The organism is Microcystis sp. M20BS1, from assembly GCF_020245305.1.
Classification (GTDB): domain Bacteria; phylum Cyanobacteriota; class Cyanobacteriia; order Cyanobacteriales; family Microcystaceae; genus Microcystis; species Microcystis ichthyoblabe_A.
Map to the genome: position 1 here is coordinate 1 of NZ_JADBUZ010000226.1, position 20,034 is coordinate 20,034.

General features: G+C 42.9%; 22 protein-coding genes and 1 pseudogene. 12 read left to right on the plus strand and 11 right to left on the minus strand.

Features of this window, described 5'->3' with window-relative positions:
- Positions 1-386: 386 nt before the first annotated feature.
- Entirely contained in the window at positions 387-710 is a 324-nt protein-coding gene (locus tag IM507_RS21345; RefSeq protein ID WP_016514646.1) for a HesB/IscA family protein, read from the plus strand.
- On the opposite strand, the gene mraY is transcribed toward IM507_RS21345, so the two are convergent.
- From mraY to mutT, 3 genes are read right to left on the minus strand one after another with little or no spacing between them, the layout of a single operon-like run.
- Positions 711-1,778 carry a phospho-N-acetylmuramoyl-pentapeptide-transferase gene (gene mraY, locus IM507_RS21350; protein WP_287637712.1) on the minus strand — a complete coding sequence of 356 codons (1,068 nt, stop codon included), beginning with the start codon at positions 1,776-1,778 and terminating at the stop codon, positions 711-713.
- A gap of 45 nt (positions 1,779-1,823) precedes the next feature.
- A complete protein-coding gene (locus IM507_RS21355; RefSeq protein ID WP_002735746.1) occupies positions 1,824-2,087 on the minus strand; it encodes a DUF3134 domain-containing protein in 264 nt (87 codons plus the stop codon).
- On the minus strand, positions 2,084-2,506 hold the full coding sequence (gene mutT, locus IM507_RS21360; RefSeq protein ID WP_002737562.1) for an 8-oxo-dGTP diphosphatase MutT: 423 nt from the start codon (positions 2,504-2,506) through the stop codon (positions 2,084-2,086). The genes IM507_RS21355 and mutT overlap by 4 nt, the downstream gene beginning before the upstream one ends.
- A 103-nt stretch (positions 2,507-2,609) precedes the next feature.
- Between mutT and IM507_RS21365 the strand changes: the two genes are divergently transcribed.
- Positions 2,610-2,933 (plus strand): 30S ribosomal protein PSRP-3, encoded by a 324-nt coding sequence (locus tag IM507_RS21365; RefSeq protein WP_002736597.1) that lies wholly within the window; start codon positions 2,610-2,612, stop codon positions 2,931-2,933.
- 144 nt (positions 2,934-3,077) lie between these two features.
- Here IM507_RS21365 and atpC read toward each other — a convergent pair whose 3' ends face one another.
- From atpC to IM507_RS21385, 4 genes are all read right to left on the minus strand, one after another.
- The gene (atpC, locus tag IM507_RS21370; RefSeq protein ID WP_002735380.1) at positions 3,078-3,494 is read right to left on the minus strand and encodes an ATP synthase F1 subunit epsilon; all 417 of its coding nucleotides are present in this window, start codon (positions 3,492-3,494) and stop codon (positions 3,078-3,080) included.
- Positions 3,495-3,568: 74 nt separating this feature from the next.
- A complete protein-coding gene (gene atpD, locus IM507_RS21375; RefSeq protein ID WP_002737987.1) occupies positions 3,569-5,017 on the minus strand; it encodes a F0F1 ATP synthase subunit beta in 1,449 nt (482 codons plus the stop codon).
- A 524-nt stretch (positions 5,018-5,541) separates the two neighbouring features.
- Complete coding sequence (locus tag IM507_RS21380; protein WP_002737083.1) at positions 5,542-5,970, minus strand: Imm30 family immunity protein; 429 nt, start codon at positions 5,968-5,970, stop codon at positions 5,542-5,544.
- A complete protein-coding gene (locus IM507_RS21385; RefSeq protein WP_002737970.1) occupies positions 5,967-6,257 on the minus strand; it encodes a hypothetical protein in 291 nt (96 codons plus the stop codon). Before IM507_RS21385 ends, IM507_RS21380 begins: the two co-directional genes overlap by 4 nt.
- 792 nt (positions 6,258-7,049) lie before the next feature.
- Between IM507_RS21385 and IM507_RS21390 the strand changes: the two genes are divergently transcribed.
- Entirely contained in the window at positions 7,050-7,190 is a 141-nt protein-coding gene (locus tag IM507_RS21390) for a hypothetical protein (RefSeq protein WP_170863676.1), read from the plus strand.
- Between the two features lie 55 nt (positions 7,191-7,245).
- Here IM507_RS21390 and IM507_RS21395 read toward each other — a convergent pair whose 3' ends face one another.
- Positions 7,246-9,633 carry an ATP-dependent Clp protease ATP-binding subunit gene (locus IM507_RS21395; RefSeq protein WP_287637713.1) on the minus strand — a complete coding sequence of 796 codons (2,388 nt, stop codon included), beginning with the start codon at positions 9,631-9,633 and terminating at the stop codon, positions 7,246-7,248.
- A gap of 255 nt (positions 9,634-9,888) precedes the next feature.
- On the opposite strand from IM507_RS21395, the gene IM507_RS21400 reads away from it, so the two are divergent.
- From IM507_RS21400 to IM507_RS21420, 5 genes are all read left to right on the plus strand, one after another.
- On the plus strand, positions 9,889-10,107 hold the full coding sequence (locus tag IM507_RS21400) for a hypothetical protein (RefSeq protein ID WP_199309365.1): 219 nt from the start codon (positions 9,889-9,891) through the stop codon (positions 10,105-10,107).
- A gap of 17 nt (positions 10,108-10,124) precedes the next feature.
- Entirely contained in the window at positions 10,125-10,409 is a 285-nt protein-coding gene (locus IM507_RS21405) for a helix-turn-helix domain-containing protein (protein WP_130756552.1), read from the plus strand.
- Positions 10,410-10,438: 29 nt separating this feature from the next.
- Entirely contained in the window at positions 10,439-10,768 is a 330-nt protein-coding gene (locus IM507_RS21410; RefSeq protein WP_002756983.1) for a DUF6883 domain-containing protein, read from the plus strand.
- A 6-nt stretch (positions 10,769-10,774) separates the two neighbouring features.
- The gene (locus IM507_RS21415) at positions 10,775-11,035 is read left to right on the plus strand and encodes a DUF4926 domain-containing protein (protein WP_002794897.1); all 261 of its coding nucleotides are present in this window, start codon (positions 10,775-10,777) and stop codon (positions 11,033-11,035) included.
- 237 nt (positions 11,036-11,272) lie between these two features.
- Complete coding sequence (locus IM507_RS21420; protein ID WP_287637714.1) at positions 11,273-11,740, plus strand: hypothetical protein; 468 nt, start codon at positions 11,273-11,275, stop codon at positions 11,738-11,740.
- Positions 11,741-12,200: 460 nt separating this feature from the next.
- Here the strand turns inward: IM507_RS21420 and IM507_RS21425 are convergent, their stop codons facing one another.
- The 3 genes and pseudogenes from IM507_RS21425 to IM507_RS23610 form a co-directional block, all read right to left on the minus strand.
- Positions 12,201-12,467 carry a Txe/YoeB family addiction module toxin gene (locus IM507_RS21425; protein ID WP_002756029.1) on the minus strand — a complete coding sequence of 89 codons (267 nt, stop codon included), beginning with the start codon at positions 12,465-12,467 and terminating at the stop codon, positions 12,201-12,203.
- Complete coding sequence (locus IM507_RS21430; protein WP_002746071.1) at positions 12,460-12,720, minus strand: type II toxin-antitoxin system Phd/YefM family antitoxin; 261 nt, start codon at positions 12,718-12,720, stop codon at positions 12,460-12,462. Before IM507_RS21430 ends, IM507_RS21425 begins: the two co-directional genes overlap by 8 nt.
- A gap of 76 nt (positions 12,721-12,796) precedes the next feature.
- Positions 12,797-13,025: pseudogene (locus IM507_RS23610) on the minus strand (putative toxin-antitoxin system toxin component, PIN family); the annotation flags it as partial.
- Between the two features lie 786 nt (positions 13,026-13,811).
- Between IM507_RS23610 and IM507_RS21435 the strand changes: the two are divergent.
- From IM507_RS21435 to IM507_RS21450, 4 genes are all read left to right on the plus strand, one after another.
- Entirely contained in the window at positions 13,812-14,768 is a 957-nt protein-coding gene (locus tag IM507_RS21435) for a ribonuclease Z (protein ID WP_002742982.1), read from the plus strand.
- Between the two features lie 2 nt (positions 14,769-14,770).
- Positions 14,771-18,007: a tubulin-like doman-containing protein gene (locus tag IM507_RS21440; RefSeq protein ID WP_287637715.1), complete on the plus strand. Its 3,237-nt coding sequence runs from the start codon at positions 14,771-14,773 to the stop codon at positions 18,005-18,007.
- Between the two features lie 291 nt (positions 18,008-18,298).
- Positions 18,299-19,225, plus strand: coding sequence for an ornithine carbamoyltransferase (argF, locus tag IM507_RS21445; protein ID WP_002736751.1), 927 nt, complete (start codon positions 18,299-18,301; stop codon positions 19,223-19,225).
- A gap of 133 nt (positions 19,226-19,358) precedes the next feature.
- On the plus strand, positions 19,359-19,784 hold the full coding sequence (locus tag IM507_RS21450) for a hypothetical protein (RefSeq protein ID WP_287637716.1): 426 nt from the start codon (positions 19,359-19,361) through the stop codon (positions 19,782-19,784).
- Positions 19,785-20,034 lie beyond the last annotated feature (250 nt).

Genomic DNA, 20,034 nt, shown 5'->3' on the forward strand with positions numbered 1-20,034 from the left:
ATTTTGCTAATAAACATAGCAAAATTATAGATGATTTCCTGACCTAAGATCACATTTTATTCTTTTTTCCACTTCAATCTAAGAATTGAGAAAAAAGCAAAACCTTATATTATACCATAAAAAAATTATGCAAGAGGTCTTATCAATCGTTTCCCCTTTTTTTAAGTTTCTTCTCTTTTTGTTAAGAAAAATCTGACTAATGGATAGCTTATCAAGGGGGGACTAAGGGGGGATCGGCACCCCCCTTATCAAGGGGGGCAGGGGGGATCGAACCTAAAATCCATTTTTAATTTAATTATAACCAGCTACTTAACATAAAGTTTGATAATAACTGTGGTATAACTTCACAAGAACTTGATATTATTATTACAATAGTCTCAAAAACAATGATCGAATTAAGTCCCGCCGCCGCTAGAGAAATTGAACGTTGGAGTCAAAGCCGTCGTCTGACTGGTTCCTATCTGCGTTTGGCAGTAAAAAATGGTGGTTGTTCGGGACTTCACTATCATCTCGAATTAACCCCTATTGCGGCAGAAAACGATCGCTTTTATCAAAGTCAGGGTATTAATATTGTAGTCGATCCTGACAGCGATCGCTACCTACAAATTTTAAAATTAGACTATTCAGAAGATCTCATGGGTGGTGGTTTGCGTTTTACCAATGCCAACACCCAAAATACCTGCGGTTGTGGTCTTTCCTTTAGCGCTTAATTAACTGCTCCAAATAGCCAAGACAACTAAAAGCGCATTAACCAGATAAAAAGCTCCCACAATCTTCGTTTCCGTCCAACCACTTAATTCTAAATGATGATGAAAAGGAGCCATTTTTAATAATCTTTTGCCCTTGCCGTCGGGTCTTTTTGTGGCTTTATAATAGATAACCTGAGCGATTACCGAAAGAGATTCCAGAAAGAACAGACCACTAATTAAAAATAATCCCCAGAGATGTCCAGTAATTAAACCCACCGCAGCTAAAGCGCCTCCTAAAGCGAGGGAACCCGTATCACCCATAAACACTTTAGCGGGGTTGCGGTTATGAAAAATGAAGCCTAGACAAGCACCAGCAAAACAAGTGCAGAAAATCGCCAAATCTGGATGACTAGGAGCGATAATAATGGCTAAACCCAAAAAAGCGATCGCACCTGTTCCCCCCGCTAATCCATCCACCCCATCGGTGAGATTAGTGGCGTTACTTTCAGCCACAAGGACAAATCCCGCCAAAATCCAGAAGAAAAAGCCCAAAGGAATGACTAATCGACCCCAAAGGCCGATATCGGTACTCACCTGATTGAACGACATCCAGAGGCAAAAAAGCACCGCCCCCGTTATCTGTAAAATTAACTTCATCCGGGGAGATAGGCCCTTATTCGACTTATAACGCAAAATTTGCCAATCATCTAACCAACCGATACCCATGTAAGCAAAAGTCAGCAAAGCAACCGCCACCACATTAGGAGTAAATTTAGACCAGATTAAAGCGAAAATAAGGGCTACTGGCACAAAAAAGCTGCCTCCCATCGTCGGGGTTCCTGCTTTCTTTAAATGGGCCTGGGGTCCATCTTCGCGCATAATCTGACCCATTTTCAAGCGCCGCAGCATCGGTACTACTTGACAGCCAAGACCAGCACTGATTAACGTTGTGGCCATCAGGGGGAGTAACAGGGAATTAGTGGACTGAAAAAAAACTACTAACAGAAATAGTAATCCCGTTAGTAGAATCAGGAGATGGGTTCCAGTGGGTTTTTTAAAGATAGGGGCGGAAAAAATGTTAGCGTTCACGACTAAAGCGTCAGATAAGGGTAAAATTTGCCAAAGAAGACAGGATTAATCTTCATCTAAGACTAATTCGTCCTCGTCGTCATCATAACCGATATCATCGACATCCATGAGTTCAGATAGTTCCACATCTTCTTCGAGAGTCAGATCCGGTTCGGCGATTTTATCCCGGGGAATCATGCGATTATTTTTTTCTAACCACTCGACAATGGAAGCGTCTTTTTTTAGGGGAATAACCGCGGCCGGTTCGTAGCGGGGTTCTTGACGAATAGAAGGATTAAGCATAATCACTCGACGATTAACAGCAATCATTTCGAGTTTACCATGTCTTTTAAGGCTCTGATAATCTCTTGATTGGCCGCGGGGAAAGTGTAATTATCTAGTTCCTGGATAGTTACCCAGCGGATTTCTTCACATTCGATCGCTCTTGCTTGGCCTCTGAGATAACGACAGTTATATACTTGCAGATTAACCCGAAAATGACTATAGGTGTGGTCGATGGTGATTAAATGACTATCCACTGCGATGTCAATGCCAATTTCTTCTAATATCTCTCGTTTAATACATTCCTGCACCGTTTCATTGCCTTCGATTTTGCCGCCGGGGAATTCCCAAAAACCGCCTAGGAGTCCCTTGGCCAGACGGCGATCGATTAAAATTAAATCTCGATCATCTCTAATTACGGCCACACCGATTTGTTTAGAAGCTAAAGAGTCTGTTTCGGGAATCATAGTGGTTATTGGCGAAAAAATAGGAAAAAATAGTTAAAAACTGACTGCGGAGAATTGAGTCAAAAGATGATATAATGGAGAATTGTACGATTAACGATTAACAATGACAGTCAGTTCCGAATCAAAGTTTATTTTAAAAGTATTGTGGTTAGATCAGAACGTAGCGATCGCTGTAGATCAGGTGGTCGGCAAAGGAACTAGCCCCCTCACCGCTTATTTTTTCTGGCCGCGCAATGATGCTTGGCAACAACTGCAAGAGGAGTTAGAAGCAAAACACTGGATTGATGAGTCCGATCGCGTTGATGTTCTCAACAAAGCCACAGAAGTAATTAATTTTTGGCAAGAGTTACGCAATCAAGGCCGACAAATCACCATGGCCGATGCACAGTTAAAATTCCCCGAAGTTGTTTTTAGTGGTAGCAATTAATCGGCTTTTTAGCCGTCAGCTAGATAATCTTGATAATAGGCAGAAAAATGGCTAAAAGCTGATTGCTAAAGGCTAAAAAATTAATCGGGTAGGTTTATATAAACCCGCCCGATTTTGCTTGAATTTAATTTGATTTGGTTGGGTTTAAACCGATACTAAACCGCCAGCGGCCTGGTATCTAGCGCGAGCTTTGCGCCATGATTGTTGCGCTTGGATAGTTTTGCGACGGTCATCCCCTTTACTGACTTCATCGAGACGAGTTTGGGCCCGTTCGTATTCGGCGCGAGCTTTTTCCTTATCGATTTTTGAGCCTAATTCCGCCCCATTAACGAGGACTTTGATCTCATTATTTTCGACTTCGGCAAAACCGCCCAAAACTGCGATATTTTCCCAGTCTTTCCCCGGTCGAATTCGCATTACGCCAATATTCAGGGCAGTTAATAAAGGAGCGTGACCACTAAGAATACCTAATTGTCCCGTGGAACTGGGTAGGATTACTTCTTCAGCCACGTTATCCCAGACAATGCGATCGGGTGTAATAACCCGTACTGTAATGCTCATTGGTGATAATAACGATAATTTTGGCAGATTTCTGGGTTAAGTAACCGCTAAACGCGGTTACTACTGACTTTTAATTAGCCTTTTTTGAGTTTTTCGCCTTTAGCGATCGCTTCATCGATATTGCCGACCATATAGAACGCTTGTTCGGGTAAGCGATCGAGTTCACCTTTGAGGATCATCTGGAAGCCTTTGATCGTATCAGCGAGGGTAACGTATTTACCCGGAGAACCGGTGAACACTTCCGCCACGAAGAAAGGTTGCGAGAGGAAACGCTCAATTTTGCGAGCGCGGTCAACGGTGAGACGATCTTCTTCCGACAATTCGTCTAAACCGAGAATAGCGATGATGTCCTGTAACTCTTTATAGCGTTGCAGGGTAGATTGGACGGCGCGAGCGGTGCCGTAGTGTTCATCACCGACGATATCAGCCTGGAGCATGGTGCTGGTGGAACCGAGGGGATCTACCGCCGGATAGATACCTTTGGAAGCCAGACCACGGGATAGTACAGTTGTTCCATCCAAGTGAGCGAAGGTAGTAGCGGGAGCGGGGTCAGTCAAGTCATCCGCAGGTACATAGACCGCTTGGATGGAAGTGATCGATCCCTCTTTGGTGGAGGTAATCCGCTCTTGCAGGTCGCCTACATCAGTGCCGAGGGTGGGTTGGTATCCTACCGCAGAAGGCATCCGACCGAGGAGCGCCGATACTTCCGAACCAGCTTGCACGAAACGGAAGATATTATCAATAAATAAGAGTACGTCTTGCTTGCTGACATCGCGGAAATATTCGGCCATGGTCAAAGCAGAGAGACCGACGCGCATTCTCGCTCCGGGGGGTTCGTTCATCTGACCGTAAACGAGGGCAATTTTCGAGTCTTCGGGGTTATCAGCGTTGATTACCTTCGATTCGATCATCTCGTTGTAGAGGTCGTTTCCTTCGCGGGTTCTTTCACCCACACCGCCAAAAACCGAGACACCCCCGTGTTGAATGGCGATATTGTTGATTAATTCCATCATAATGACGGTTTTGCCCACACCAGCACCCCCAAAGAGGCCGATTTTGCCACCTTGACGGTAGGGGGTGAGCAGGTCAATCACCTTGATACCGGTTTCAAAAACCGTCGGTGTCACTTCAAGATCGACTAATTTGGGAGCGGGACGGTGAATAGGAGAGGTTTCGGTGACGTTAACCGGTCCTTTTTCGTCCACGGGTTCACCAAGAACGTTAAAAATCCGACCGAGGGTGCATTTACCCACGGGAACGCTAATCGCTGCGCCGGTATCCACGATATCCATACCGCGCACTAAACCATCGGTGGTACTCATGGCAACGGCCCGCACTTGGTTATCACCGAGTAACTGTTGCACTTCACAAGTAACCGATAGATTTTGACCGGCGGAGTTGGTTCCTTTTACGGTTAAGGCATTATAAATACGGGGCAGTTTGCCACTGGGAAATTCGGCATCGATGACAGGACCGATGATCTGGACGATTTTACCAACGTTAGTTTCTGTTGTCGCTACCATTGTTTATGTCTACTCTGGGTTTTAGCTGATAACTCCCACAAGGGGAAAGTCTTAATTTTTTGTAAAATTAGCCAATACACAGCTTATCACGCTAGGGGATCAGATCAGTTATTTTCGCTATCAGCCCTCAGCAGTCGGTCGTCACGAGACTCGGAGACAGGAGATTATTTTATTTGTTCCCCCCACTTCCCGCTTCCCACTCCCCGCTTCCCGCTCCCTGCTTGACAAACACAGGGGTTTGCCTTTAATTGAACGTTGCCTCATGTCTCAAGGAGAAGATGGCCACAGTGTCGAGGGTTTAATTGCTCAAGATATAGGTTGGGATTTTTAAGGGGAAACTCTCTTTTAAAATTGGCGTTTACTTTTGATTTTATTACTCAATCCAAGCTTTTGGGGGGTTGGGGGAAGTCGCTGAGTCTCAAATTAAATTAATTAAGCTTGAACAAATGCCAGAAAAAGCGACATTTTTTAAGGGATTACAGATACCAAAATACCATTTTAATTTCTATAAGTCATACAAAAATTTAGGTTAAGATGACCTCCGAGGATGAATTAATCTGATTTTTGACGCTTTCTAGTAAAAGTTGATACAAAAAATGAGGTGTTTTTTGATTGGCTAATTCCAGACTATTCTGATAAATTTTAACAGCAGATTCATCATTAATCATTCGATAGTGAATGATTTTTGTCCATTCTGGTGCAGTTATCATTAATTGAGGAATCACTTCAATAAAAGCCTGTATTTGTTGTTGGGGTTCAAAATCTTCTAAAAAATGCAATAAACTAAACATAATTTCAGGATGTTCACAGTTATCATCTAGGATAAGATGTAAGTCTTTTAAATCTTTATCATCAGGATATTTGGCAAGTTTTTCTAGTGTTTCCTCAAATAAGTTAATTTCTTGGGGTGTTTTCATTAAGCGATTCTCTTGTAGGATTTTTATTAAATTCATGGGGTTGTTGCTCCTTGATCAAAAAAGGTTGACCAAGTAGTTTTATTAAGTTGAATGAGTTCTTGTAATCCCTTTCTAATATCTGCATTATATAATCCTTGACCTAGATAAATTGAGCGAATATCCCAAACTTCTTGTGCTAAGGTTTGTCGAGGGGAAAGAGTTAAGTCTGGACTTTTACCATAAGATAAGGTTTGACGATGACGACCTCCTTTTCCGGGGGATAAGTGTTCCATCATGATAGCAATTCCTTGATTAGTTGTGTAACCTTTGATTTTCGCTTTCATATACGCATTGGATGGTAGATGATGAGGGGTTAAGTTATCTCCTCTACGACCTAATTTTAACAAGTCGCCGTATGTCCCGACTTTTCCTTCTCCTGTCAGTAGTTTAAATTGAGTGATGTTGTCTCCTTATGATTATTTTAGGCCATAGGTTGATCATAGGTGAATAAAAATCTTATCACTCTTCTATCTCGGAAAATCCCTGTCAACACATAAGTGCTGAAACTCCTATTTTATAAGCGAGCGCTTGCCTATTTTCTAACAACAACTCGAAAATTTAGTTTCTGTTAGTTATTGATCACCCGAAAGCTTGCCCCGAAAGAAAGCTAGAATTTAGACACGATCAGAGCTTTTTCCTGATAATTAAGCTTTAATGACCCATTTTCCTCTTTTCCCCCTGCTCCCCTCTTCCCAACCCAAAAAAGTAAGGCAGGCCTTAGCCTACCTTAAAACAAAGCGAGGTTGATCAACTTTGAAGATGCCGATGCAGTGGATGGAATTGGACTCATACCATATATTGGCGATTATAACAAGGGTTTTGCTGGTTGCACAGATTCAAATAAAAAATAATTTAAAGCTTGACCATAGATTTTAGTCTATATATTGAAACACAAGAACTATCTCCTGTCAAATTTTCAAGGGACAGCTTTACTGAGACGCACTCCCTTCCCTCAACCGTCCGGGAGAATTGTGCTGTAAGATATCTTCAGTTTCAATTGTTTAGGCTCGCAATCGTAGATGAGAATAAATTTCGGTAGCTTTTGCGGCAATCTCAGGAAATTATCGGTTAATTATATGAATTCTGGTAAAATTATCGCCATTATCACGGGAGCGATTTCGATTTTAATCGCCGTTGCCTATTTAATCCTAGTTCAGATTCTGGACTTTCGCACCGAGATGATTCCCGCTCCCCTAGAAGTTATTTTTCCAGGATGATAAAAATTGGGGTTGAAAAATTTTCAACCCCGAAAAAAAGCAATTTTTGAGCGGATTAACCCACCGATTGTAACTGTAATTGCGAGAGAATATCGCTCTGCTCAGAGCGCTGATGACTAGAGACTGTCACCACACCGTCCGCAGTTACATCTAATATCGCATGGTCTCCAGAATTGACTTTTCCCGATAACATCGCCTCGGCTAAACTATCCTCTAAGCGTCGAGTTAAGGCACGACGTAAAGGCCGCGCACCGTAGCTAGGATCATAACCCTCATTGATGACCAAATCCTTAAAAGCGGCGGTAACTTCCACAGAAATGCCTTTTTCTGTCAATTGTTTGGCTATATCTGCGATCAGAATATCGGCAATCTGGGTAACTTCTTCGCGAGTTAACTGTCGGAAAACAATGATTTCATCGAGACGGTTGAGAAATTCGGGACGGAAATATTGTTTTAACTCCTCTGTCACCCGATTAGAGATCTGTTGGTAACGGGATTGAGCAAAATCGTCAGCCATCTCGAATCCTAAGCTATTACCGCCCTTTTCGATGACTTTTGAGCCAATATTCGAGGTCATGATAATTAGGGTATTCTTAAAGTCCACCCGACGACCTTGGGAATCGGTCAAACGACCATCTTCTAACAGTTGCAGGAGAAGATTAAAAACATCGGGATGTGCTTTCTCGATTTCGTCAAACAAAACCACTCTATAGGGTTGACGACGCACTGCTTCCGTTAACTGACCGCCTTCATTGTAACCGATGTATCCGGGAGGCGCACCAATTAATTTAGAAACCGTGTGGGATTCCATAAATTCCGACATATCTAGACGAATCATACTGGATTCCGAGCCAAAGAGCAACTTAGCTAAGGCTTTCGTTAATTCAGTTTTACCCACTCCCGTGGGACCGGCAAAAATAAACGAGGCAATCGGACGGTTAGGATTCTTTAAATTTACTCGCGCTCGACGAATAGCACGAGAAACGGCATTTACTGCCTCCTGTTGACCAATAATCCGCTCGTGCAGTTGATATTCCAGATTTAAGAGCGATTCCGACTCAGTTTCAGTTAATTGGGTAACGGGAATACCAGTCCAAGCGGCGACAATTTGGGCGATTTCCTCCGCATCCACCACCGGAATTAAAGATTCGGGGTTAATTAGGGGTGATTCTTCGCTAACCTCCGCAGGACTTTTACTTTGTAGGGAATAGCGTAGATGGGTGCGGGATCCCGCTTCATCGAGAAGATCGATCGCTTTGTCCGGTAAAAAGCGATCATTGATATAGCGAGAGGATAGATGAACAGCAGCTTCGATCGCTTTTTGATCGTATTTTACCTGATGGAAATCCTCGTAGGTGGCTTTTAAACCGCGTAAAATCTCGATCGCTTGCTCTTTGGTCGGTTCTCCCACCATAACTGGCTGAAAACGTCTTTCTAGAGCCGCATCTCGCTCAATATGCTGTTTATACTCATCGAGAGTGGTTGCCCCTAAACACTGTAACTCGCCGCGAGCTAAAGCAGGTTTAAGCAGGTTAGAAGCATCCATAGCTCCCCCCATGCTACCAGCACCCACAAGAGTGTGAATTTCATCAATAAACAGGATAATACTGCCCGATTTGCGAACTTCCTCCACGATACCCTTTAAACGTTCCTCAAAATCGCCGCGAAAACGGGTTCCCGCCAGTAAAGACCCCATATCGAGGGCAATTACCTGTTTATCCTGCAAAAGTTCGGGAATATCGCCACTATGGATGCGTTGTGCTAACCCTTCAGCGATCGCTGTTTTGCCTACCCCCGGCGCACCCAGTAAAATCGGGTTACTTTTGGTACGACGGCCTAAAATTTGGACAACTCGCTCGATTTCTGGCTCTCTACCGATTACAGGGTCAATTTTGCCATTTTTGACCTCTTGGCTTAAATTGCGACCATATTGGGCTAAAATACCGCCTTGGGGAGCATTTTTCTGGTCTTCATAGTCACTGCTTGCCGTGAAGCGACCACTAGCGACTTTTTCCCCAGCATTTTTCAGTAAAAGGCCGCGAAGTTTGATCAAATCAACACCCTGCATAATTAAAATTTTAGCGGCTAGGGATTCGGGATCGGCGGTGATAGCGAGTAATAGATGTTCAGGTGCGATCGCCTGTTCCCCTAATTGTCGAGCTTCCTGAAATGCTTGCTCGAACATCTTTTTCGCTTTCGGGGTAAAAGGGATATTAACGGGACTGTAACCGCTGCCACGGCCGGTCATTCCTTCAATCAGGCGGCGACTTTCGTGCAGGGTGACTTTTAAATCCTTGAGAATTAAGGCTGCGGTGGCGGTGGCTTCTCCTATCAATCCTAACAGTAAATGCTCCGTACCGACGACACTGTGACCGGCACGACGGGCTTCTTCTTGGGCGAACATCACCGCTTTGATAGCTTTCTGGTTAAAGTATTCAAACATGATCGACGGCTTCCTGGCTACTGGGCTTTACTTGTTACTGTAACGTTTTCTTTACATTAGCTGGAAGGGGGATATCCGTATCAGTAGGGTGGGTTAGTCAGTGGTGAGTTTGGGCGATGCTTAAAATCCTTAACAAAAATTAAGGCTGCTGGCAGTTATAACCTAACCCCTGTGCAACTGTCGCTCTACAAAACTAATGCAGAAATGATAATTATTGATGTACCATATAAGGCGCGATAACTGAGGACGTAAGGATTGAAAAGGCTGCCAGCCAAGTTTTTTCGAGCCGAAGGTGGGTCGGAGCCGGTCAAAGATTGGTGGAAAACTCTCAGCCGTGAAGATTGCCGGATTATTGGCAGCGATATCAAGGACGTAGAGTTTAGCTTTCCCATCGGCTGCCCCTGTGCCGTTCACTTTCATCAAGAAGTCCCAAAAAAAACCAAAACAGGAAATCGATTTAGCTCTCAATCGTAAGAAGGAACAGAAAAAATATGACCGCTAACCCCCATACTGGCTCCGATTTCGATGATTTTCTCAAAGAAGAAGGTCTTGAGGAGGACTGTAGTGCGGTGGCACTCAAACGGTTACGGTTGCGGCAGTTGGCTGAGGAGATGAAACGGCTCTCTCTGACAAAAACGGAGATGGCGGCGCGGATGCAGACCAGTCGAGCGCAACTTGACCGCCTCCTCGACCCCGAAAAGACGGGCGTTTCTCTCGATACTATCCAACGGGCGGCTTCTGTGGTGGGCCGCCAATTGCGAATCGAGTTGCTCTGAGGGAAGTCAGAAAGTTCGGAGTGCCGCAGATGAAATTACCCAACGGGGAACTGGCAGAAATCTCGATGGAAAAACTGATTGGCTATTGCTTAAATCCAGAACATTCCAGGGGAAAAAATAAAGCCAGAGTCTTTCGCTCTCGTCTGGGAATAACTGCCGAGAACGCTGAGGTTTTGCGATCGCTCATCTCACAGGCTGCCCTGGAGGGGGAAGTTGTGCAACAAGCGGTCACGGAATTCGGCCAGCAGTTTAAAGTGGATTGGACGATACCAAAACGGGAAGGAACACAACTGCGAACTATCTGGGAAATCAGCTTAATTAATCCTAACCCTCGCCTAATTTCTGCCTTTATCAAGTAAACTACCATGAAAGACATCAAACTTTTAGATACGGTTGCCATCCTCAACTCCGTCCCTCGGGAGCGATTGACTTTAGTTGAGCCAGATTATGAAGCTGTCCCCAGCTTGCCAAGCGGACAGGTGGGAACGGTGGTTGAGGTGTATGAAAAAGGTTCGCGCTATCAATATTTAGTGGAATTTTCTGACAGTCAGGGGCGGGAATATGCGATGGCTATTCTGCCAGGCGATGAGCTTCTGGTCTTGCATTATGAACTGGAGGCGGCGTGAATTCTGCTTAAGGGAAAACGCTATGGCTCAAGTAGCGGTTAGCGAAATTTTGAACCCTATTATCGAATCTGACACACCGCGCCACAATCTCTCACGGAAGGCGATAGGTCGCCTGAGAAGCAGTAAAACAGGGGAAAATACCTGAAACTCTTTCCCCTGTGAATCCCTAAGCTAGGGAGAAGAATATAAAGATTTATTAAATTGTAGCTTTTGCTACAGTTGTGGGGGGGAGTGTGTATGGTTTTGTTGTCCGCCATTGGTGTTGGGTTGGGCTGTTGCTTGACCTGGCTGCGAGGGGGCGATCGCACTACCCGCAATTTCAACAATGGCATGGGCAAGGATGCGCGAGTCTATCTCGATTCGATAGAAACACTACTAAAAAGATTAATATTCATTATGGGTTGGAGAAATTCACTTTTACTAACATTGTTGATTTTGGTTGTTGGCATTGGTCTTGGAGCGATTACAGGAAGTCCTATAATGCGTGGACTTGTCTTCTGGACAGCACTTTGGGCAGCAATTGATTCCCATAGAATAGAAATTCATAAGTATAAAATTACAGGATCATTCGTACCATCATTTGGTAATTCATGGTCAGTTTTTTTGTTTTTACTTCTCCTTTGGGTGTATTGTTTTCCTGCCTATTTGATTATTAGAGGAAAGATTCTTAAAGGAATTATACCTTTAAGAAACGAAGACGAATAAGGCTACCAATCAATCCAGACTAACTCCCCTCTCCTGCTCCCAGAGGGGTTGGGGGAGAGGTCAAATCATCAAACCATTATCTATCAACGAGTTGCTCATCGCCAAGAAATTTATAAATTTTTCCCTTAGTGCGATAACATGATCTTGTATGGTATTTTCTTCAACCGCAAACTGAAACCTTCCCAATATACCGAAAAAGAAACCACAAAAGCCAGCTAAATTGTTTCTAAAAATACCATAAATGCCCCTTCATTCAGTCAGTTGAGGAGGGGAATTTATATCGTATTTTTATGTTATCTTGGGGGTATTTATACCGTTTTGCGGAAGGCAAAAGTCTTATACCATAAACTTTTCACGTTCCTAGTATGTGCCTCACTCATTCGCAAATTGCTATATTTTTACAATCCAAGTCAATCATTTTCAGTCTATACTGTTACCAGTGTAAAATAAATAAGAGGGGTTATTCATAATGAGTCCACATCCGTATAACTTTGACAACCTTCTCTTCTGGAATAACCTGATAAACCAAACGATGCTGAATATTAATACGTCGGGAATAATAGCTCGCTAAATCGCCACTGAGTTTCTCATAAACAGGATAAGATTGATACGGATTTGACTTAAGAATATTTAATAACTCGTTAGCTTGTTTTGCCAACCCAGTACGAGCAAGCTTTTCAGCATCTTTTTTCGCTTGTTTGGTAAAAACCAACTGCCAATTATCCATTTAAAATTGCTCTGATACCCGCCTCATCCACACAATCTTCAATAGAAGTGTTGCCACCTTCAATAATTGAATCTACCATACCAGGAATAGAATACAAATGAAGCGTTTCTTGAATAGAGTTCCAATCTTCCTCAGCAATTAAAATAGCATTCTTTTTCGTACCAGATAACAAAATCGGTTGATGATTATCATTGGTATCATTCACTAATTCATCAATTTGTTCTTTGGCTTCAGTAACAGTAACAATTTTCATGTAACTATCCCTTAAATTAACAACAAGAGTGCAACCGATTCTAACGCAAGTCAACTATTATTCAGGATAATAGCACCTTTTCTAAATATTTGTCAAATTTATTTTTGCTTATTCTCGTTGCCAATTCTTGATAAGTTGCCTTGCTCTGAAGAATGGTACATTGACTGATTGATTACTTTTCTGGGTGTTCCTAGTGGATTGAGTAAAGCACTAATAAAAACATTGGTATCTATAACAACTCGATTAGTCTGAGTAAAACTCCTAGTTTGGGTTGAAGCATGAAACCCAACAACTTCCCGGAATATTTTCACAATCTTGGTTGGGTTTCGCCTTGTGATCCGATTGGTAATACCTGCTCAATAATGATAGCTCAACCCAACCACCTTGTTCCTAGAGATTTACACTTTTTGTTATCTCTGATCAAGGGTTGCGCTTGCTTTGGTTTAACCTGAGCGACTTAGTTTTTGCTGCGCTTTTTTCCGGCTTGAGATTTTGAGTTTTACGGCAACCGCTTGAGTTTTTTTGAATTACCCCTTGACAATCAAGACAGTCGCTACGGCTGATAACTGATAACTGACTTCTAACCCAATTTTGGACAAAGATAAGCAAAAATTATTTATTGACTCCACAAACTTGAGAATATTTAAATTAACATTTCGCAATATTTACAAATTCTTAAGAATTAATTGAGAAAGATTTTTATTTAACAACGATGTTATGATGGTTACAGCGATTTTACTGAATTTCATAATGGGTTGTTTTGTGCTTTTTTGGGCAGCAATGGTTGAAACCCTTGCCACATCTACAGGGTAATCCTAATTAAGAAGGGTAAATTAGTCAAGTTCACGCATAACGATGATCTTTTTTTTGTGTAGTTTTATTGCAAAAAAAAAGTTTTTTTGACAAAAAGCACAAAGTATGATGGGTGCGTCAAAGTATTTCCGGCTGCGAGTAATTATTGCAGAGTTAGGTCAAAATCAGGGGATTTCCTGTTTTCAAGTGATGAAATACAGAAAAGCAGCAATTCGATCGAGAAATCGATCAAAACAGCCTAGACTAGAAAAAGAATCCTCTATCCTGACAGCTATCCTGTGGAGATTACTTTTTTAGGAACCAGTTCCGGGGTTCCCACTCGTTCCCGTAATGTCTCTAGTATCGCCCTTCGTTTGCCGCAACGGGCGGAAATATGGCTGTTTGACTGTGGAGAAGGAACTCAACACCAGTTACTGCGTAGCGACCTGAAAAGTTCCCAAATCCGACGCATTTTTATCACCCACATGCACGGGGATCATATCTTTGGTTTAATAGGATTGTTAGCCAGTATTGGATTAGCCGGTTCTGCTCAGGATATTGATATCTACGGCCCCCCCGGACTAGGGGACTATCTGCGTGCTTGTGCTAAGTATTCCTATACTAATTTAGCCAATCGGGTGCGTGTCCATCCCATTTCCCCCGGCATACTCTACGAAGATGAAGAATTTACCGTCTCCTGTCAGCTATTAAAACATCGTATTCCTGCCCATGGTTATCGTATCGCCGAAAAAGACCGTCCTGGACGTTTTGATGTGGAAAAAGCCAACGCTTTGGGTATTCCCCCCGGACCAATTTACGGCAAGCTGAAAAAAGGGGAAACTGTCACCCTCCCCGATGGCAGCAAAATTCGCGGTCAGTCCCTCTGCGGAGAAACGGAAATCGGCCGTAAAATTGCCTACTGTACCGATACTATTTTCTGTGAAGGATCGATCGAATTGGCACAAAATGCAGATGTGCTAATTCATGAGGCGACTTTTGCACACCAAGATGCCGGATTAGCCTTTGAAAGTGTTCACTCCACTTCGACGATGGCAGCCCAGGTGGCCTTGGCAGCCCAGGTAAAATTGTTATTAATGACCCATTTTAGTCCCCGTTATCTACCGGGGAATTCTCTGGATATTTCCAATCTGTTAGAGGAAGCGCGGGCAATTTTTCCTAACACTAAATTAGCCTACGATTTCCTCACCTACGAAGTCCCCCGCAACCGTCAAGAAATCGCCTTAGGAGTTAAGTAATTATGCCAGCAGCAGTAGAAGAAAAAAGCATGGTTCCCACGGTTTTAGTGGGTATTGGTGGCACGGGTAACGAGATTTTATCGCGCTTGCGTCGTTTAATCGAGGAAAGTTATGGCAGTTTGAGCAATTTTCCGATTGTCAGTTTTTTGGTGGTTGACACGGATAAGGATTATAAAATCAGTAATCCTGAAGCTGCTGGCAGTGCTTTTAAAGATAACGAAAAACACTGGGCCCGGGTGAGTGGAAAACAGGTACAGGAGATGGTATCTGATATGGATAGATATCCCTGGATTAATAGTTGGTTTCCCCCGGAATTAGAGAGAAATATTACTTCCCTGGAAGCGGGAGCGGGACAAATTCGCGCCTGTGGTCGTTTTGCTTTATTTTGTAATTATCATGAGATCCAAAGAAAATTTCTAGACGCGGTGAGACGGGTAAAGGGACAAGAAAACTTTATGCTTGATCGCTATGGAATTAAAGTTAGTAATAGTGCTATTAATGTATTTACTACGGGGTCTTTAAACGGTGGTACGGGTAGCGGAATGTTAATCGATCTAGGTTACTGTATTCGTAATTGGTTACGAGGGGAAAGTAGTCCTTTGAGTACGGCAATTGTTCCGACTCCTGAAGCATTTGCGGGGATTAGTGTCGGCGATCGAGTTTTGGCTAATGGTTACGCTGCCTTGATGGAATTAAATTACTTTTCTGACTACAGAACTGAATATCAGCAACAGTTTAGCAGCGGTTTAGTCGATGAAGTGGTTAGTAAATTACCCCCCTTTGATTTTACCTATTTAGTGGGGACAAAAAACGGCGAAGGTGATTTTAAACTCGGTCAAATTCGGGAAATGATCGCCCAAAATATCTTCCTAGATATGACCTCTGATTTTGCACCCCATAAACGTTCTATTAGAGATAATATTAAGGGTTCTTGGGCGCAAGCTGACCCGGGGGGACGCGGTTATCCTAAGCAATTTATGAGTTTTGGACTATCAACTATTGAAATTCCTATTGCCCAAATTCGTGCTTCCTTATCGGAACGTTTAGCCAAAGATTTAATTAATTGGTGGCTGAATGATTCCGTGATTTTACCCGCTCAAATGTTGGACTTAGTAAGAGGTGATATCCTCAAAAAAATGCGCTTGAGCGAAGGGGAATTAATTATGGATTTATGTGCCGACAAGGATCGCTCTTTAATTGCCATAATCTCCCAATGGATTAACGAAACTCGTCAGGAAATCAATCAAGATAATTGGCTCTCTTGTACCAAACAGGGTGTTAATATTTTAGGCAACGAACAGGGAAAAATTCTGCAATTTATTGATGATTATTTAACGCCAAGAGTCGAGGAATTTAAACGCAATCATTTACTAGAATTGAGTCCCGATGAACGGATGCACGGCGATTACCTGAAAAAGATTTATAGTAATCGGGATGAAATTATTCAACGGGGTAAAAAGTCCCTAGAAATAGAGTTTTATAATATCCTTGAGGATCGGAACCGTGGGGTAAAATTTGCCGAGAGTTTTATTTTTTTAGTACGACAAATCTTCACCGACATAGCGGAAAAATTCCGTCGCGATCAAGAACAGGTTTGGAGTCAAAACGAAAGTAAACGTCAACGGGAATACGACACAGCCTTGGCAGAAATTAATGATCTGAAAGATAAACTTCATATCTCGAAAAAAGATAAGATGGAAGAATATTGTGAACAAGCTTTAACGGGATTGGAAGGCTATTTAATGGCCAATATTCAACGAAAAACCAGAGGTGCGGGAGTAGAGGTTATTAATCGTTTACTGGAACATCTTAATCAATTAGAAAGCCGTTTTAATCGCTTTCGTCAGAAGTTAATTCAAAGTCGCGATCTATTTAATCTGCAAGCTAACCAACAGATTGATAGTGCCGATGCTTTGTTAATTAATGGGATTAAATTATTTGATAGACAAGAATTAAATGGTCTTTATCAAGACTTTATCGAACAATTTGCTTCGGGGATTGCTGGTAACAAAAACGCCTACGATACGGGTATGGATAACCTTTGTTTACCCCTCTCACAGGAGATTTTAAAGCAATCTAGTCCCCTCTGGAAAGAAACGCGGCGCTCCGATGAAAATATGCGTTTATTTGACATCACCGAGATTGCTGATATTCGTCAAGGTGATTTTCAAAAAGTTATCCTAAACCAAGCTAATCAACTCCTACAAAATGCTCCCGCTAGTAGTCGCATTCAGAAGGAATTGGCCGCTTGTGATCGCTTGTTAAAAATCTATAACAACGATGCCGATATTATCAATAATCTTCGCATTGCCTACCAAAAATCGCGACCCCTAATTATGCTTAATCCTGCGGTTTTGCGGGGAAAAGATGCGGGTTTTACACCCCAATTAAATCAAAATGTGGCCCTGATTGGGGGAAGAAATACCAGTAACCCGGCAGCCCAAAAAATTATTCCGAAACTGCGGGAATTTATTGCCAACGAAGACGATATTAAACCCTTGGGAGACGTGGAAAAATATCGTCTTGTCTTCGTGCAGGAAATTGGCGGTTTTTCCCTACGTTGTCTCGAGGGAATGCGAGAGTTGCGCCAATCCTATCAGGACTGGAAAGGAGAATTTATTCTCGCCAAACGCGCCCAACAAATGGGGGAAAATCGCGATTTACCCATCCCCGTGCATATCCAAAAGGAACCGCCTTTCTGGGATGTTTTTCCCGAAGATCCGAGTATTTATCAATTGGTGGTAACAGCCCGAGCTTTGAAAGTGCTTTTCCCAGAAGTCAATCGAGTCACTAATGAGAAAACAATTCGCTATGAAATTAAAACCGCAACGGGATTAAAAAAAGTCGATATCGCCACCAGTTGGGAAGATGCGGTACAGGTGTTAGAAGTAAAAGCTTGTCGCGAAGATAAGGAAAAAATTCAAAGTCAGGTGACAGCTAAGTTACAGGCTGCAGCTACTCCGGAGAAAAAACAAGCTTTGTATCGGACTTTTATCCAATATTTACAACAACGTTCCGAGGAGTTAACAGGAGGAAAAGACAATACAGAATATAAACGGGAAGATGCAATTATTTTGCAGTTAATCCATAACTATAAGTTGGATAGCGCTGGAGAAATTCCTCTTTCTCCGGTGACGGAAGTGGCTAACCCAGCTTTAATTATCTGCGGTAATTGTGGACATAAAAACCCGCCCTCGTCTAATTTTTGTTCTAAGTGTGGGGCAAAATTAGTTAAGTAGAAATTAGATTTTGGGTTTGATCCCCCCTGCCCCCCTTGATAAGGGGGGTGCCGATAGGCGGGGGGATCCGCCTTGATAAGGGGGGAATCTGACAATTTTTAACACCTACCTAATTTAACAGAAAAAGTGGGGGTGTTAGCTGGACTAACATCCCCCAAAGTGAAAATTTTCGGGAAAAATTGCCTAATAGCGAAAAAACTGGATTATAATAAGGTCTTTACCCAAGATTTTTGCTAATCGCTAACTGCCATAAAACCCAATCAAGACCCCTGTTTATCGAGAGAAAAACCAATGGTAGCCACTTTAAAAGGACGAGATGTTTTAAGAATAACCGACATGAGTAGCCAAGAAATCAGCGCCCTACTCAATCTATCGGCACAGCTTAAAGCTGGTAATCTTAACCCTAGCTGCAACAAAGTCTTAGGATTGCTATTTTATAAAGCTTCCACTCGGACCCGGGTTTCCTTTACCGTCGCCATGTACCAGTTAGGGGGACAGGTGATCGATCTTAATCCCAGTGTAACCCAAGTGGGGCGCGGGGAACCCTTAGCCGATACAGCCCGGGTACTCGATCGCTATCTCGATATTCTCGCGGTTCGCACCTTTAAACAAGAGGATTTAGAAGCTTTTGCTAATTATTCCCGCATCCCGATTATCAACGCTTTAACGGATTTAGAACATCCCTGTCAGATATTAGCCGATTTACAGACTATCCAAGAGACTTTTCAGACTTTACGGGGAATTAACCTCACCTATGTGGGGGATGGTAATAATGTCGCTAATTCTCTCCTCTTGGGTGGTGCTTTGATGGGGTTAAATGTGCGGGTTGCCTCCCCTGCAAACTATCAACCCGATGGGGAAATTGTCGCCAGCGCCCAGGCTATTGGCGAGAAAACCGGTAGTAAAATCTTGATTACCGACGATCCCGTTACGGCCGTAAAAGACTCTCAGGTAGTCTATACTGATGTCTGGGCAAGTATGGGACAGGAAAGCCTCGCTGATGCCCGAATTCCCGTTTTTCAGCCCTACCAAGTCAATGAACAGCTAATGAGTCACGCTGACAAAGACGCGATTATTCTCCATTGTTTGCCTGCTCACCGGGGCGAAGAAATTACCGACGGGGCGATCGAGGGTGTACAATCAAAAGTCTGGGAACAAGCGGAAAATCGGATGCACGCCCAAAAAGCTTTAATGGTGAGTTTATTGGGATTAATCTAGCTGCAGATGCTCAGTTACCTAAAATAATTATTAAACTCGATCATCAATCATCCTAAGACCTGTCCGACACCGGAAGTTAACGCTAGGATTGATGGTAAGAGCAATAATCAGGGCAGCCTCCACACCTAACTATATGTCAGACACCTCCGCCGTTAAAAAATATCTCGCCCATTGGTTTCAATTGGGAAAAAAAGTTATTTGTCCCAAAAACCAAGCTATGCTATTTCCGCTGCCAATTTTCAATGCTGATCGCTATTCGTCGGAGTTTGAAGATTGTTGGCAAAAAATGCTTGATCCTGAAAGTGGCGATTGTTACCTAGAGGGTACTCAACAAACCATCCAAGACTTACTTTCCCCTCAATGGGAATTTCATCCCTGCGCTCGTTGTACTATACCAGTACCAATTGAAGTGCTGGGCCAATCGAGTTTATCCTGTCCCTGCCATGATTTGAGTAATTGGCCCAATTTAGAATTACCCTTACCCCATTTACCTGTCAATAGTCGAGAAAATCTCGATCGCATCCGGCAAAGATTGCTAAAAAATTCTCCCTCACATTAACCGGACAAAAAGAGACGTTAGGGGTAACGTCTCGACAAAAGGGTTGATATTTAGGGTCTGCTGAATAAATCTAAAAACCTTGTTGGATAAGACTTTTAGACTTTTTTTTCCTCAAAAAGTGCCAGCCGTTGCGGGGATCGGGGGGAAAATTCAGGTACTTTTTCCCTGAAAATTAGGTAACTGACTACCTCAAAATAGGTAAAACCCCACACCCCACACCCTGCCCCTAGGAAAAGCTTTTTGCCGCAAA